The sequence below is a fragment of the Streptomyces wuyuanensis genome (genome assembly GCF_900103455.1).
GTDB lineage: Bacteria > Actinomycetota > Actinomycetes > Streptomycetales > Streptomycetaceae > Streptomyces > Streptomyces wuyuanensis.
This window is the reverse complement of record NZ_FNHI01000004.1, coordinates 286,359-302,145: the sequence shown is the minus strand read 5'-3', so window position 1 is coordinate 302,145 and position 15,787 is coordinate 286,359. Positions and strand designations below refer to the sequence as shown.

The 15,787-nt window shown below is 71.6% G+C and carries 12 protein-coding genes; 6 read left to right on the top strand and 6 right to left on the bottom strand.

Going from position 1 to position 15,787, the window contains the following annotated elements; all coding sequences use genetic code 11:
• The first annotated feature begins 81 nt into the window (after positions 1–81).
• Positions 82–675: a dienelactone hydrolase family protein gene (locus tag BLT82_RS08565; protein WP_093653258.1), complete on the top strand. Its 594-nt coding sequence runs from the start codon at positions 82–84 to the stop codon at positions 673–675.
• On the opposite strand, the gene BLT82_RS08560 is transcribed toward BLT82_RS08565, so the two are convergent.
• From BLT82_RS08560 to BLT82_RS08540, 5 genes are all read right to left on the bottom strand, one after another.
• Positions 672–2,237 (bottom strand): serine/threonine-protein kinase, encoded by a 1,566-nt coding sequence (locus tag BLT82_RS08560; protein ID WP_093653257.1) that lies wholly within the window; start codon positions 2,235–2,237, stop codon positions 672–674. The genes BLT82_RS08565 and BLT82_RS08560 overlap by 4 nt on opposite strands.
• Before the next feature lie 38 nt (positions 2,238–2,275).
• Positions 2,276–3,931, bottom strand: coding sequence for an alkaline phosphatase D family protein (locus tag BLT82_RS08555; RefSeq protein WP_093653256.1), 1,656 nt, complete (start codon positions 3,929–3,931; stop codon positions 2,276–2,278).
• A gap of 324 nt (positions 3,932–4,255) precedes the next feature.
• Complete coding sequence (locus BLT82_RS08550; protein ID WP_093653255.1) at positions 4,256–5,068, bottom strand: DsbA family protein; 813 nt, start codon at positions 5,066–5,068, stop codon at positions 4,256–4,258.
• A 55-nt stretch (positions 5,069–5,123) separates the two neighbouring features.
• On the bottom strand, positions 5,124–5,807 hold the full coding sequence (locus BLT82_RS08545; protein WP_093653254.1) for a hypothetical protein: 684 nt from the start codon (positions 5,805–5,807) through the stop codon (positions 5,124–5,126).
• A 232-nt stretch (positions 5,808–6,039) separates the two neighbouring features.
• A complete protein-coding gene (locus BLT82_RS08540) occupies positions 6,040–7,365 on the bottom strand; it encodes a DUF2252 domain-containing protein (RefSeq protein ID WP_093653253.1) in 1,326 nt (441 codons plus the stop codon).
• A gap of 191 nt (positions 7,366–7,556) precedes the next feature.
• Between BLT82_RS08540 and dnaE the strand changes: the two genes are divergently transcribed.
• Positions 7,557–11,096 carry a DNA polymerase III subunit alpha gene (gene dnaE, locus BLT82_RS08535; protein WP_093653252.1) on the top strand — a complete coding sequence of 1,180 codons (3,540 nt, stop codon included), beginning with the start codon at positions 7,557–7,559 and terminating at the stop codon, positions 11,094–11,096.
• 200 nt (positions 11,097–11,296) lie between these two features.
• Here dnaE and BLT82_RS37085 read toward each other — a convergent pair whose 3' ends face one another.
• Positions 11,297–11,446, bottom strand: coding sequence for a hypothetical protein (locus BLT82_RS37085; RefSeq protein ID WP_167745986.1), 150 nt, complete (start codon positions 11,444–11,446; stop codon positions 11,297–11,299).
• Between the two features lie 223 nt (positions 11,447–11,669).
• On the opposite strand from BLT82_RS37085, the gene BLT82_RS08530 reads away from it, so the two are divergent.
• Genes BLT82_RS08530 through BLT82_RS08515 form a run of 4 tightly spaced genes read left to right on the top strand, consistent with a single transcriptional unit; the run spans position 11,670 to position 15,518 of the window.
• The gene (locus BLT82_RS08530; protein WP_093653251.1) at positions 11,670–12,944 is read left to right on the top strand and encodes an NYN domain-containing protein; all 1,275 of its coding nucleotides are present in this window, start codon (positions 11,670–11,672) and stop codon (positions 12,942–12,944) included.
• A gap of 37 nt (positions 12,945–12,981) precedes the next feature.
• A complete protein-coding gene (locus BLT82_RS08525) occupies positions 12,982–13,956 on the top strand; it encodes an ABC transporter ATP-binding protein (protein ID WP_208867791.1) in 975 nt (324 codons plus the stop codon).
• A 55-nt stretch (positions 13,957–14,011) separates the two neighbouring features.
• Positions 14,012–14,845: an ABC transporter permease gene (locus BLT82_RS08520; RefSeq protein WP_093653249.1), complete on the top strand. Its 834-nt coding sequence runs from the start codon at positions 14,012–14,014 to the stop codon at positions 14,843–14,845.
• Between the two features lie 49 nt (positions 14,846–14,894).
• On the top strand, positions 14,895–15,518 hold the full coding sequence (locus BLT82_RS08515; RefSeq protein WP_244291886.1) for a DUF2567 domain-containing protein: 624 nt from the start codon (positions 14,895–14,897) through the stop codon (positions 15,516–15,518).
• Positions 15,519–15,787 lie beyond the last annotated feature (269 nt).

Genomic DNA, 15,787 nt, shown 5'->3' with positions numbered 1-15,787 from the left:
CGCGGCGGCTTGGCCACCGACGCAGGAAGCCCGCGCGTCTACGCAAGGGTGGAGTCACGTCCTCGAACGTAACCTGACCGCATGGACATCATGCTTTTCCATTCGACCTACGGTCTGCGTCCCGCCGTGCTCGCCGCCGCCGAGCGACTGCGCGCGGCGGGCCACCAGGTGTGGACCCCCGACCTGTTCGACGGCCGGGTGTACGACTCCGTGGAGGAGGGCAGGGCGTACAAGGACGAGGTCGGAGTGGACGAGCTGCTGAAGCGGGCGATCGTGGCGGCCGCGCCCCACTCGGAACGCGGCCTCGTGTACGCGGGGTTCTCCCTGGGCGCCGCCATCGCCCAGAACCTGGCCCTCGGCGACGAGAAGGCCCGGGGTCTCCTGCTGCTGCACGGCACTTCGGACATCGCGGAGAACGCTCGGGTCGAGGACCTGCCCGTACAGCTCCACGTCGCCGACCCCGACCCCTTCGAGCCGCACGACTGGCTCACCGCCTGGTACCTGCGGATGGGCAGGACGGGTGCCGATGTCGAGGTCCACCGCTACCCGGGCGCGGGGCACCTCTTCACCGACCCGGATCTTCCCGACTACGACGAGGAGGCGGCCGGCCTGACGTGGCGCGTGGCGCTTGGCTTCCTGGAGACGCTCGGGGACGGCGGGGACGGCGGGGCCTAGCCGCGACGGCAGCGCCCCGACGGGTTGTCCGCCGGGGGGCGGCACTGAAGCGCCGAGTCCTCCGCGCGGGAACTCACATAGCGGCCGAAGCAGCTGTTGGCCGTGGTGCGGCCGCGTTCGGCGCAGAACCTGAGCGCGGCCCGGCCGTCTTCGAACGGCCCCTCGGCGTAGACGACCCAGTAGCCGGGCCGCAGCGACGCGTAGTCGTCGCTGCGTAGGTACCGGGCCTCGGGGACCGTCTGGCGAATTCGGGCAAGCCGGACATCGCGGGCGCTTGTGCCGGATTCGACGGGCTCGGAGAAGAGCTGCGCGATCCAGCGGCCCGAGGGCGGCGGGGGCGCGGGGCGATCCGCCGGAGTGTTCTCAGTCGCCGGCGCGGTGACGGTGACCGTTGGTGCCGGGGGTGCGCTCGGGCTCGGCGCCGGGCTCGAGACGGGGATGGCGGAGGCGGAGGCCGCGGGGCCCGATGCCCCACCGGCGCCTTTCGCGTCGTCCGCCGTCCGCCCCCCGGGATCCCGCAGCGCCAGCGCGATCGCGGTGGCGGCGGTGATCGCGAGGGCCACGGCGACCACGGCGGCGACCAGGGGCGCGCGGTTCGCACGCCGGTCCTCCGGGAGCCGCGCGGGCGGCTGGGGGACCGTCGGCCGCGGACTGTCCAGCCGGGTCGGTACCGGCGGAACCGGCCAGGGCGCCGGCTCCGGCGCGGGCGGCGCCGTTGTCGTGGGCTGCGCCCAGTACGGTGCCGTCCCCGCCTCGACCTGCGCGAGCATCGCGTCCAGTCGCGCCGCGTCGGGCCGGGCCGCCGGGTCCCGTACGAGCAGGGCCTGGAGAACGGGTGCGAGCGGCCCGGAACGCACCGGCGGCGGCACCGGTTCGTCGAGAACCGCCGCCAGCGTGGCCAGAGTCGTCGGCCGGCGCATCGGGCTGACGCCCTCCACGCCCACGTACAGCACCAGGCCCAGCGACCAGAGGTCGGACGCCGGGTCGTCGTCGCGGCCGCGGACGCGTTCGGGCGCCATGTACTCGGGCGAGCCGATCAGTTCGCCCGTGGCGGTCAGGGAGGTCGAGCCCTGGAGCGCCGCGATCCCGAAGTCGGTGAGGACGGCGGCGGCCGCGCCGGGGGAACCGGCCGGGCGCAGCAGGACGTTGGCCGGCTTGACGTCCCGGTGCTGGATTCCGGCCGCGTGTGCGGCGCGCAGCGCGGAGAGCACCTGGCGTCCGATGCGTGCTGCCTCCAGCGGGGTGAGCGGCCCCAGGGCGAGCCTGTCCTGGAGCGAGATCCCGGGCACCAGCTCCATCACGATCCACGGATGCGGTTCGGCGTCGACGATGTGATGGACCGTCACCACATGGGAGTGGCTGATCCGGGCCAGCGCCCGGGCCTCCCGCAGTACGCGCTCGCGCACGGCCTCGGAAGCGGAGGCGTCGGATCTGACCGCCTTCAGGGCGACTTCACGGTGGAGCACGGTGTCGCGGGCCCGCCACACCGTGCCCATGCCTCCGCTGCCGAGCCGTTCGATCAGCTCGAACCGCCCGTCGATCAGTTCCCCCGGCGCGTTCATGGCGCCAGGTTAGAGGAACCGCCGCGGGGGTTGCGGCCTCAGCGCACCGGCTGGTTGACGCGCTCGACCTTCTGCGAGCCGTTCAGCGTCCGGTACGAGCGCGTCCACGAGGCGGTCGCGTCCTGCCGCGTCTTGTCGGAGAGGACGTAGTAGTCCATCTGCGACCGCTCGGCCGTCACGTCGAGGACGCCGTAGCCGTGGCGGTCCATGTCGAGCCACTTCACATGGCGGTTCGCGGCCTTGACGGCGGTGGCCGCGACCAGGGACAGCGTGCCGGGGGCGACGTGCAGGATGTCGTCCAGGTTGTCGGACGACACCGACGTGACGACGAACTCGGTCGCGGCCGACTGCGACAGCGGGTACGTGGCCGCCTTCACCGGTACGTCGTTGGCCCACGCCATGTGGATGTCACCGGTGAGGAAGACGGTGTTCTTGATCCCGCGGTCCGTCAGGTGCTTCAGCAGCTCCTTGCGGTCGTCCGTGTAGCCGTCCCACTGGTCCACGTTGACGGCGAGCCCTTCCTTGGGCAGCCCGAGCAACTCGGCGATCGGCCCCAGCAGATGGGCGGGCACGGAACCGAAGGCCACCGGCGAGATCATCACCGAGGTGCCGACGAGCTTCCACGTGGCGTCCGACGAGGCCAGGCCGGACTTGAGCCAGTCGAGCTGGGCGCGGCCGGTGATCGTGCGCTCCGGGTCGTCGACCTTGCCGCTGCCGACGGACGCCTGCTCGGAGCGGAACGAGCGCAGGTCCAGCAGATGCAGATCCGCCAGCTTGCCGAAGCGCAGCCGGCGGTAGACCGTGCCCTCCGTGGAGGTCCGTACGGGCATCCACTCGAAGTAGGCCCGCTTGGCCGCCGCGGCCCGGGCCGCGTAGTCGCCCTCGGTGCCGGGCGTGTGGTTCTCCGCGCCACCGGCCCAGGCGTCGTTGGCGATCTCGTGGTCGTCCCAGATCGCGACGAGCGGGTGGGCGGCGTGCAGCGCCTGCAGGTCGGCGTCGGTCTTGTACGTGCCGTGCCGGGTGCGGTAATCGGCGAGCGTCGTGATCTCGTGCGCGGGCTCGTGCCTGCGCACGACGTACTCGTCGGCCGGGTAGCCGCCGGTGCCGTACTCGTAGATGTAGTCGCCGAGGTGCAGGATCGCGTCGAGGTCGGCGCGGGCCGCGAGATGGCGGTACGCGGCGAAGTATCCGGACTCCCAGTTGGCGCAGGACACCACGCCGAAGCGCACCCCGGGCGCGGCGGCGTCGGCGGCGGGCGCGGTCCGGGTGCGGCCGGTGGCCGACACGGTGCCGCCGGAGGTGAAGCGGAAGAAGTAGGCGGTGGCCGGAAGCAGCCCCCTGACGTCGACCTTGACGGTGTGGTCGGTGGCCGCGGTGGCGGTGGTCAGTCCGCCGGCGACGACCTTGGTGAAGCCCCTGTCCTCGGCGATCTCCCAACCCACTTCGGTGGCGGGGCCCTTGCCGGAGCCGGGCAGCGCGTCGGGGGCCGGGGTGACCCGGGTCCACAGCAGTACGCCGTCGGGCAGGGGGTCGCCCGAGGCGACCCCGTGGAGGAAGGCCGCGCCCTGTTCGAGGGCGGCGGCGGGAGAGGCGGCCGCGAGCGCGGGTGCGGCGGCGGCAGTGGCTACAGCGGTGGCGGCAGCGGCTTTGACGACCGAGCGGCGGCTGGGAGTTGAGGTGAGTCTACTGGTCACGGCCGGTCAGACTACTGACCGGTAAGGCGAACGGGCAGGCGAATTCAGGAAGTTCGTCTGCGCGTTTTCGATTGTCCGCCCGGCGTTGCCTGACAATACGTCAGGCAGCGACGGGCTGCGGACTCCGCTCGGGACGCGGCAAGGGCCCCGGGCGATGTCCTGCCGGTGCTCGGGGGGCCTCGCGGCCGCCCGCACCGGCCTGCCGCGCTCCCGACGCCTGCGCCGGGGGCCCATACGCCGAGTGGGCCGTGCGCCGGGGCGATTCCCGGCACACGGCCCACATCGAAGCCGGCGGCTCCGTGAGGCGTCGGCCCGTGGGAGGCGTCAGCCCTTGAGCGCCTTGTCGACCGCGGCGTTGAACTGCTCGACCGTCATCGGGGCGTTGTCACTGCCCTCCGCGACGACCTTCTTGCCGTCCATCTTCAGGGTCGGCGTGCCGCTCACCCCGCTGTCGTCGAAGGTCTTCGACATCTTCAGCGCCCAGGAGTCGAAGGTGCCGTTCTCGACGTTCTTCTTGAACGCGGCGTTGTTCTTGAGGGCGTCCACCGAGTCGGCGACCTTCAGCAGGTACGCGTCCTCGGCGAACTTGTCGTCGCTCTCCTCCGGGTGGAAGTTCGCGGAGTAGAGGGCCGCCTTGTAGTCCATGAAGGCCTCGGGGCTCACGTCGAGCGCGGCGCCGAGGGCGGAGAGGGCGTTCTTGGAACCCTCGCCGTTGTCGCTGTTGTCGATGAACGTCGCGCCGATGTACTTCAGCTTGTACTTGCCCGCGTCCACGTCCTTCTTCACGGTCTCGCCGACCGCCTGCTCGAACGTGGCGCAGACCGGGCAGCGCGAGTCCTCGTAGACCTCGAGGGTCTTCTTCGCGGCCGGCTTGCCGACGACGATCGTCGTGCCGTTCTCGCCCTCGCTGTTCCTGGGCTTGACGACCTTGGCGTCCTTCGCCGCCTCCCAGGCCGAGGGCTTGTTGGCCTGCATGACGGCGTAGCCGATGCCGCCCGCGGCCGCCAGGACCGCGACGGTCGAGACGGCGACGACGACCTGCCGCCTGATCCTGTCCTTCTTGGCCTGGCGCTCGCGCTCCAGACGCAGACGCTCGCGGGCGGCGGCCTTGTTGGCGCGGCTGTTGCGTGCACTCATGATCGTTTTCTCCGTGGGAAAGTGTGAAAAGGGTCGGTCGGGGACGTGCCGTGGCTCAGGCGTGAGCCGTGGCGGGCAGCGGTGGTCCCCTCCGCCGCACGGAGTGCACGAAGTGGCGGGTACGGGCGACGGCCGGGCGGGACCCCGGCCGCGCCGAGGGGCGGGCGGCGGTGGCGCGGCGGTGGACGACGGCGACCGCGGTCAGCAGTGGGCGGAACGCGGCGAGGGCCGCCGTGCGCAGCAGACCCGCGAGCGCCGACTCTCCGTGCCGCAGCCAGGCGGCGGCGAGCAGCCCGACGGAGACATGGGCCGCGAGCAGCAGCCAGGGCACATACGGATCGGGGGAGTCGACGAGCGCGCCGAGCCGGCTGTCGGCCGCTGCCACACCGGGCAGATGCGCTCCGGCGCTGCCACCGCACAGCACGTCCACCCCGACCGCGCGGAGCGACCCGGCCACGGGTCCGCCCGCGGCGCCGTAGCAGACGTGCTGGCCGGCGGTGAAGACCGTGTCCGCGGCCAGCTCCAGGGGTACGAGTACGGCCGCGATCGGCCCGTACCCCCGCTCCCGGCCGGCCAGGGCGTACGTGACCAGGAACACTCCGCCGGAGACCGCCGCGACGGTCGTCAGCGGCAGCGGCACCCGGGAGAGCAGCACATGTGAGGCCACGGACAGCGTCACGACGAATGCCGTGAAAACCGCCGCCCGCAGCCCTCTGAGCCGGGTCTCGCCTATGTGCACGGGGCTCCTGACTGGTGGACGTCCGCACTGCCGGCTTCCCGGGGCCGCCAGCGGGGAAGAATCCGGCATCGTCTGGAGTGTGCCATGTCGTTCGATAAGGGGCCGCTAAGGATCCGGCCCTCTTCCCGCTCGGCGGCGCGAGCGGGACGGGCCTGCTCGGGCCGCCGTCCACCGGGGCCGGGCCGCCGTCCCGCGCCCGCCGCTCCGGGGCCGGGCCGTCCCCGGCCCGGCCCTACAGCCCGGGGATCCGGCCGTTGCGGAACAGGTCCACGAAGATCTGGTGGTCGGCGCGGGCACGGGCACCGTAGTCGTGCGCGAAGTCCACCAGCAGCTCGCCGAAGCCGTCCTCGTCCGCCGCGATCGCCGCGTCGATGGCGCGCTCCGTGGAGAAGGGCACCAGCGAGTGGCCGCTCTCGTCGTCCGCCGCCGCGTGCATGGTCGCAGTCGCACGGCCGAGGTCGGCCACCACCGCCGCGATCTCGTCCGGGTCGTCGATGTCCGACCAGTCCAGGTCCACCGCGTAGGGCGACACCTCGGCGACCAGCTGGCCCGTGTTGTCGAGCTCGGTCCAGCCCAGCCAGGGGTCCGCGTGCGCCTGCAGGGCGCGCTGCGAGATCACCGTGCGGTGCCCCTCGTGGTGGAAGTAGCTGCGCACCCGCTCGTCCGTGATGTGCCGGGACACCGCCGGCGTCTGCGCCTGCTTCATGTAGATCACGACGTCGTTCTCGAGGGCGTCGCTGTTGCCCTCCAGCAGGATGTTGTACGACGGCAGTCCGGCGGAGCCGATGCCGATGCCGCGACGACCGACCACGTCCTTCACCCGGTACGAGTCGGGCCTCGTGAGACTCGACTCGGGCAGGGTCTCCAGATAGCCGTCGAACGCGGCCAGCACCTTGTAGCGCGTGGCGGCGTCCAGCTCGATCGCCCCGCCGCCCCCGGCGAAGCGCCGCTCGAAGTCGCGGATCTCGGTCATCGAGTCCAGCAGCCCGAAGCGGGTCAGCGAGCGGGCGCGGCGGAGCGCCTCCAGCAGCGGGCCCTCCGCGGTGTCCAGGGTGAAGGGCGGCACCTCGTCGTTCTTCGCTCCCGTGGCCAGGGCGTGGACGCGCTCGCGGTAGGCGGCGGCGAAGATCCTCACCAGCTCCGTGATCTGCTCGTCACCGAGCGCCTTGGTGTACCCGATCAGTGCCAGCGAGGCGGAGAGCCGCTTGAGGTCCCATGTGAAGGGGCCCACGTACGCCTCGTCGAAGTCGTTGACGTTGAAGATCAGCCGGCCGTTGGAGTCCATGTAGGTGCCGAAGTTCTCGGCGTGGAGGTCGCCGTGGATCCACACCCGGCTGGTGCGCTCGTCCAGATACGGACCGGCGTTCTGCTCGCGCTCCAGGTCGGCGTAGAACAGGTTTGCCGACCCCCGGTAGAAGGCGAAGGCCGAGGCCGCCATCTTGCGGAACTTCACCCGGAACGCGGCCGGGTCGGCGGCCAGGAGCTCGCCGAAGGCGGTGCCGAACACGGAGAGGATCTCCTCGCCGCGCTCGCCGGCCGGGGGCTGGTGGACCGACATCGCTGGGTGCCTCCTGGTGCATGAGGTGGGGGACGGGGGTTCCGTCACGCTCAACGCACGACGGTAGTGCGGAGTGCCCGGGGCGCCCACCTGCCACTCCCCGCCGGGTCGTGGTGCCGGGCCCTCTTCTGTCGGTGCGGAGGCATAGACTTCCACGCTGTCCACCCAGACCGTCCTGGAGGCCTCCCGCCGTGACCAAGCCGCCTTTCACGCACCTTCACGTCCACACCCAGTACTCGCTGCTGGACGGTGCCGCGCGGCTCAAGGACATGTTCAACGCCTGCAACGAGATGGGCATGACGCACATCGCCATGAGCGATCACGGCAACCTCCACGGTGCGTACGACTTCTTCCACTCCGCGCAGAAGGCCGGAGTCACCCCGATCATCGGCATCGAGGCCTACGTCGCCCCGGAGTCCCGGCGGAACAAGCGGAAGGTCCTGTGGGGCCAGCCGCACCAGAAGCGGGACGACGTCTCCGGTTCCGGCGGCTACACCCACAAGACGATCTGGGCGGCCAACGCGACGGGACTGCACAACCTCTTCCGCCTCTCGTCCGACGCGTACGCCGAGGGCTGGCTCCAGAAGTGGCCCCGGATGGACAAGGAGACCATCTCCAAGTGGTCCGAGGGCCTGATCGCCTCCACCGGCTGCCCGTCGGGCGAGCTCCAGACCCGGCTGCGCCTCGGCCAGTTCGACGAGGCCCTGAAGTCGGCGTCCGAGTACCAGGACATCTTCGGCAAGGACCGGTACTTCCTGGAGCTGATGGACCACGGCATCGAGATCGAGCGCCGGGTCCGCGACGGACTGCTGGAGATCGGCAGGAAGCTCGGCATCCCGCCGCTGGTCACGAACGACTCGCACTACACGTACTCCCACGAGGCCGGCGCCCACGACGCGCTGCTGTGCATCCAGACCGGCAAGAACCTCTCCGACCCGGACCGCTTCAAGTTCGACGGCACCGGCTACTACCTGAAGTCGACCGACGAGATGTACGCGATCGACTCGTCGGACGCCTGGCAGGAGGGCTGCCGCAACACGCTGCTGGTCGCCGAGCAGGTCGACACGACCGGGATGTTCGAGAAGCGCGACCTGATGCCGAAGTTCGACATCCCCGAGGGGTACACGGAGGTCTCCTGGTTCCGCGAGGAGACCATGCGCGGTATGGAGCGCCGCTTCCCCGGCGGCATCCCAGAGGACCGCCTCAAGCAGGTCGAGTACGAGATGGACACCATCATCTCGATGGGCTTCCCGGGGTACTTCCTCGTCGTCGCCGACTTCATCATGTGGGCCAAGAAGCAGGGCATCGCGGTCGGCCCCGGCCGAGGCTCCGCGGCCGGCTCGATCGTGGCCTACGCCCTGGGCATCACGGACCTCGACCCGATCCCGCACGGTCTGATCTTCGAGCGCTTCCTCAACCCCGAGCGCATCTCGATGCCCGACGTCGACATCGACTTCGACGAGCGCAGGCGCGTCGAGGTGATCCGGTACGTGACGGAGAAGTACGGCGCCGACAAGGTCGCCATGATCGGCACGTACGGCACCATCAAGGCCAAGAACGCGATCAAGGACTCCGCCCGCGTGCTCGGCTACCCGTACGCGATGGGCGACCGGCTCACCAAGGCCATGCCCGCCGACGTCCTCGGCAAGGGCATCCCGCTCTCCGGCATCCTCGACCCGCAGCACCCGCGCTACAGCGAGGCCGGCGAGATCCGCGGGATGTACGAGAACGAGCCGGACGTGAAGAAGGTCATCGACACCGCCCGCGGTGTGGAGGGCCTGGTCCGGCAGATGGGTGTGCACGCCGCCGGCGTGATCATGTCCAGCGAGACCATCACCGAGCACGTCCCCGTGTGGGTGAGGCACACCGACGGCGTGACCATCACCCAGTGGGACTACCCGAGCTGTGAGTCGCTCGGCCTGCTGAAGATGGACTTCCTGGGCCTGCGCAACCTCACGATCATGGACGACGCCGTCAAGATGGTGAAGGCCAACAAGGGGATCGACATCGACCTCCTGAGCCTGCCGCTCGACGACCCCACGACGTTCGATCTCCTGCAGCGCGGCGACACCCTCGGCGTGTTCCAGTTCGACGGCGGCCCGATGCGTTCGCTGCTGCGGCTGATGAAGCCGGACAACTTCGAGGACATCTCCGCCGTGTCGGCCCTCTACCGGCCGGGCCCGATGGGCATGAACTCGCACACGAACTACGCCCTCCGCAAGAACGGCCAGCAGGAGATCACCCCGATCCACCCGGAGCTGGAGGAGCCGCTCAAGGAGGTCCTGGACGTCACCTACGGCCTGATCGTCTACCAGGAGCAGGTGCAGAAGGCCGCCCAGATCATCGCCGGCTACTCCCTCGGCGAGGCCGACATCCTCCGCCGTGTCATGGGCAAGAAGAAGCCCGAGGAGCTGGCCAAGAACTTCACGATCTTCCAGGCGGGCGCCCGGAAGAACGACTACAGCGACGAGGCCATCCAGGCCCTGTGGGACGTGCTGGTCCCCTTCGCCGGCTACGCCTTCAACAAGGCGCACTCCGCCGCCTACGGCCTCGTCTCGTACTGGACGGCGTACCTCAAGGCCAACCACCCCGCCGAGTACATGGCGGCGCTGCTCACCTCGGTCAAGGACGACAAGGACAAGTCCGCCGTCTATCTGAACGAGTGCCGCCGCATGGGCATCAAGGTGCTGCCGCCCAACGTGAACGAGTCGGAGCCGAACTTCGCGGCCCAGGGCGACGACGTGATCCTCTTCGGCCTCACGGCCGTCCGGAACGTCGGGCAGAACGTCGTGGACTCGATCATCAAGTGCCGCAAGGCCAAGGGGAAGTACACGTCGTTCCCGGACTTCCTGGACAAGGTCGAGGCGGTCGTCTGCAACAAGCGGACCATCGAGTCGCTCATCAAGGCCGGCGCCTTCGACGAGATGGGCCACACCCGCAAGGGGCTCGTCGCCCAGCACGAACCGATGATCGACAACGTGGTCGCGGTCAAGCGCAAGGAGGCCGAGGGCCAGTTCGACCTCTTCGGGGGGATGGGCGACGAGGCGAGCAGCGAGCCGGGCTTCGGGCTCGACGTCGAGTTCTCCGACATCGAGTGGGAGAAGTCGTACCTGCTCGCCCAGGAGCGCGAGATGCTCGGCCTGTACGTCTCCGACCACCCGCTCTTCGGCATCGAGCACGTGCTGAGCGACAAGACCGACGCGGCCATCGCGCAGCTGACCGGCGGGGAGCACTCGGACGGCGCGGTCGTCACCATCGGCGGCATCATCTCGGGCCTCCAGCGGAAGATGACCAAGCAGGGGAACGCGTGGGCGATCGCCACCGTGGAGGATCTGGCGGGCTCGATCGAGTGCATGTTCTTCCCGGCGACCTACCAGTTGGTGTCCACCCAGCTCGTCGAGGACACGGTCGTCTTCGTGAAGGGCCGGCTCGACAAGCGCGAGGACGTCCCGCGGCTGGTCGCCATGGAGCTGATGGTCCCGGACCTGTCCTCGGCGGGCACCAACGCGCCCGTGGTGATCACCATTCCGACGGTGAAGGTCACCCCGCCCATGGTCAGCCGCCTCGGCGAGATCCTCGGCCACCACAAGGGCAACACGGAGGTGCGGATCAAGCTCCAGGGCGCCCGCAAGACCACCGTGCTGCGTCTCGACCGGCACCGGGTCCAGCCCGATCCCGCGCTGTTCGGCGATCTGAAGGTGCTGCTCGGCCCGTCCTGCCTGGCGGGCTGAGGGGGCCGGCCCGGCCGGCGCCCGGACCGCAGGAGGCCGCCGCCCCGGACACGGGGGCCCCGGGGCACGGGGCCCGCGCGCGGGCTCCGACGCGCGGGAGTCCGCCGATGGCGCCGGGGCGCGGTGTACTTGAGGGGCGCGCCCGACAACCGGGCGCGCCCCTCACTCGTACGTCACACGTGGATGCCGTGCGTGACGCGTCAGTTGTGTCCGAAGCGCTTCTGCCGCCCCTTGTGGGCCGTCGCGATCGGAGTGTCCGCCTGGGCCTCCGGCGTACGGGCCTCCTGGGCGCCGCGCTCGCCGGTGGAGCCGCTCTGGGGCTTGCGTTCTCGGTTCTTGTTCTTGGCCATGGTGATGCCTCCCGTGGGATGTAGGGGCCAGGGCCGCCCTCAGCCTCACATAGCCGAATACTCTGCGCATTTCGGATGATTGCAGTGAGTAACGGGCTGCTGTTAACGTGCGGCTTCACTCCCCGCCACGCCGATGATCGAGTTCCGGCGGTCAACCTTCCGGCGTTCGGGCAGACTCGAAGGAAACCCGAAGCAACTCCGATCCCGAGGTTCCCGAAAGAGGGTGGAACGCGTGGACCGCTGCGTCGTCCTGGTGGACGCCGGCTATCTGCTGGGAGCCGCCGCGAGCCTCCTCGCCGGGGAACCGGCACGTTCCCGCATCACCGTCGACCACGCCGCCCTCATCCAGGCCCTGCGCGATCGTGCCGAGGCCGACACCGAACGCCCGCTGCTGCGCATCTACTGGTTCGACGGCGCCCCCGACCGGGTGCCCCAGCCGGAGCACCGCCGCCTGCGGGTCATGCCCCGGGTCACCGTCCGGCTGGGTGCGCTCACCCGCAGCGACGGCCGCTGGGCCCAGAAGGGCGTCGACGCCGCCATGCACGCGGAACTCACGGAACTCGCCCGGAACCGGGCCTGCTCGGACGTGGTGCTGGTGACCGGGGACGGCGATCTGCTCCCCGGGCTGATGTCCGCGAAGGAGCACGGCGTCGCCGTTCATCTCTGGGCCGTCCAGGCCGCCGACGGCGACTACAACCAGTCCGAGGACCTGGTCGCCGAGGCCGACGAGCGGCGCGTCCTCGACCGTGCCTGGATCACCCGGGCCGTGCGCGCCAAGGAACTCACCGGCGTCTGCGCCCCGCCGCCCGTGCCCCGGCCGGAGATCGCGGCCATCCTGTCCGCCCCGCTGCCGGAGTCGGCGCTGTCCGCCGCGGAGCGGTCGGAGGAGACGGGCACCCCGGTGGCGGGCGGCAACGGCACGGCGCCCCCTGCCCCGGCGGCCGTGAGCGGCACGGAGAACGGCGTCGCCGCCCCCGCCGCCAACCACCACGCCAAGGGCGTCCCCACCCCCAAGGACCTGGCGGGCCTGCGCGGCCCGTCCGGCCAGGCCGAGCGTCATCCGGCCGCCGGGGCGACCCTCCGCTGGTCCTCCGACAAGGGCTGGATCGAGCGGCCGGGCGGTGGCACGCCCGGCGAGACCGCGGACGCGGCCTCGCTCCCCACCCTCGCCCAGCTCACCAGCGCCGAGCAGCGCTGGGCCGACCGCGAGGAGGACATCACCACCGTCGGCGGCGATCCGTTCGAGGTCGGGCAGGTCTTCGCCCGGCGCTGGATGGAGCGGCTGCCGGATCCGGCGCACGTGGAGAAGCTGTCGGGAATGTATCCCCGCATCCCGCACCGCATCGACGGCGAACTGCTGCGGTACGCGGCCCGCTTCGGGCTGCTCGCGCACAAGGACGACCAGATCGACGAGCACGACCGCTATGCCATCAGGGCCGGATTCTGGCGGGAGATCGATGTCCGAGCGGCCACGGAACGCGCCCCGGCCGGGGACTAGGGCGGGCGACCCCTTAGGCTCGTCCCTCGTGAGTACGGTGTGCGTGGTGCGGGATCTGGTCAAGACGTACCCCGCCGCGCGTGCCCGGCGGGGGATTCCCGCGACCCCCGAGGTGCGTGCCAACGACGGGATCGGCCTCGACGTGGGGCGGGGCGAGATCTTCGGGCTGCTCGGCCCCAACGGGGCGGGCAAGTCGACCCTGGTCCGGCAGCTGACCGGTCTGATGCGCCCGGACTCCGGCACCGTCGAGGTGCTCGGCCACGATCTCGTACGCCATCCCGAGCGGGCCTCGCGACTCATCGGCTACCTCGGCCAGGAGTCCACCGCACTCGACGAGCTGACGGTCGCGCTCGCCGCCGAGACCACGGGCCGGCTGCGCGGGCTAGGGGCGCGGCAGGCGCGTGCCGAACGCGACGCGGTCCTGGAGGAACTCGGCCTGACCGGCCTCGCGGGACGGCCCTTGAAGAAGCTCTCCGGAGGCCAGCGGCGGCTCGCCTGCTTCGCCGCCACGCTGGTGGGGGAGCGGCCGGTACTGGTGCTGGACGAGCCCACCACGGGCATGGATCCGGTCGCCCGGCGGGCCGTCTGGGCCGCCGTCGACCGCCGGCGTGCCGAGCACGAGGTGACCGTCCTGCTCGTCACCCACAACGTCATCGAGGCGGAGACGGTCCTCGACCGGGTCGCCGTGCTGGAGCGGGGCAAGGTCATCGCCTGCGACACGCCCGCCGGGCTGAAGGAGCGCGTCGCCGGCGAGGTGCGGGTGGAACTGGTGTGGCGCGAGCGGGCCCCGCTCGACGTGCCCGAGGTCGCCGCGCTCCGGCCCTCCGCCCAGGAGTCCGGGCGGCGCTGGGTCCTCCGGCTCGCCCCGGACGAGGCCCGGGCCGCCGTCGCTGCCGTGACCGGCGGCGAGGCGTTCTCGGCCCTCGACGACTTCACCCTGGCCACGCCGAGCCTGGAGGACGTGTACCTCTCGCTCGGCGGCCATGCGACGAAGGGACTGGTGAAGGCGTGAGCCGTGAGCCGTCGCCCGTACCGGCGTCGTCCGTACCGAACAGGAGCAGCGCCAGGTGAGCATCGTGCCTGCGGAGGCCGTGTCCGCGCGTGTACGGGGGGCGTGCGACGCCCGGACCGGGGGCGACGGGGGTGCCGCGCCGCTCGCCCCGCGAGCCCGGCTGCTGCCGGCGCTCGCGGCGGTGTACCGCGCCCAGCTGTCCCGGGCCCGCGTCGCGCGGATACCGCTGCTCTTCGTCGCCACGTTCCAGTCCGTGGGGATCATGGTGCTGATGCGCGGGGTCGTGGACGGCGGGGCGGAGGCCCGCGCCGTGGTCGCCGGCTCGTCCGTCCTGGTCGTCGCGTTCGTCGCGCTCAATCTGCTGGCGCAGTACTTCGGTCAGCTCCGTGCTTCCGGTGGTCTGGACCACTATGCGACGCTGCCGGTGCCGCCGGCCGCGGTGGTACTCGGGGCGGCGGGGGCGTACGCCTCGTTCACCGCGCCGGGGACGGTCGTGACCGCGGTGATCGGCTCGGTGCTCTTCGGGCTGCCGCTCACCCATCTGTGGGTACTGGTGGCGGTGATCCCCCTCGCGGGGGCCGCGCTCGCCGGGCTCGGCGCTGCGCTCGGGCTGCTCGCGCCGCGTCAGGAACTGGCGACGCTGCTGGGTCAGTTGGGCATGTCGGCGGCCCTGCTGCTGGGAGTGCTCCCGGAGGGGCGGCTGCCGGGGCCGATCGCGTTCGCGCGGGACCTGCTGCCCTCCACGTACGGAGTGGAGGCATTCGCTCATACGTTCGACAGGCATCCGCACTGGCCGACGGTCGCGCTGGACCTCGCCGTCTGCGCGGCCGTGGGCGTGGTCTCCCTGGCCGTCGCGACCTGGGCGTACCGGCGGGCCGCGGTCCGCTGACACCGCGGCCGGTGAGGCGGGCCACAGGGACGTTTGGCACGATGTCAGGGTGACAGCACCCCTGACGCCGCCCCACCGGCCCGCCCCGCACGACACGTCCTGGAACCACCCGCATCCCGCGCCGCACCCGGACGGAGAAGGGCTGGAGATGAGGAGCGAACTGCGCCGGGCGGCGATCGTGCTGGTGGCCGTGACGCTCGCCGGGATCGTGCTCGGTCTGCTGTGGCTGTGGCTGGCTCCGAAGGTGCCGCTGATCTCGACGGAGAAGGCGGTCTTCTTCGCGGACACCGAGGGCGAGGAGGCCGCCGGCGCGGACGGCACGTTCGTCCTGCTGGCGCTCGGTTTCGGTGTGCTCAGCGCCGCGGTCACCTTCTGGTTCAACCGCCGAGGGGGCATCGCGATCGTTGCCGCGCTCGCCCTGGGCGGGATCCTCGCCTCCGCCGTTGCCTGGGGCACGGGGCATCTGCTCGGTCCCGAGTCGGACGTCGTCGCCCAGGCCCGGGCCGTCGGCCAGGGCGTCGTCTTCGACGCGCCCCTGCGCCTGCGCGCGAAGGGCGCGCTGCTGGCCTGGCCCATCGCGGCGATGGTCGTGCACCTCGCCCTCACGGCCCTGTTCGCCCCGCGCGACCCCGAGCCGGAGTGGCCGCCGCTGGGCCCGGATCACCAGGGCTGAGCCTCCGCAGGGCCGGAGGCGACGCCGGTCCCGCTGACGGCGGACCGGCCCCGGGCACAAGGGCCCGCCCGGTCGCCTCGTGCGGCGGGGCGGGCCCTTGTGCCCGGGGCGGGCCCGGGCCTGTGCGCTCCGCGGGCGGCCACGGCCCCGCCCGCAAGGCCGCTCGCGTCGGTCGCGGCAGCAGTGCGGTGCGCCGCCGCGACCCGGTCGCCCGGAAGGCGGCGGCGCACCCTCGTTCAGGCCGGCCTGCGGCCGTGGTTCGCCCGGCG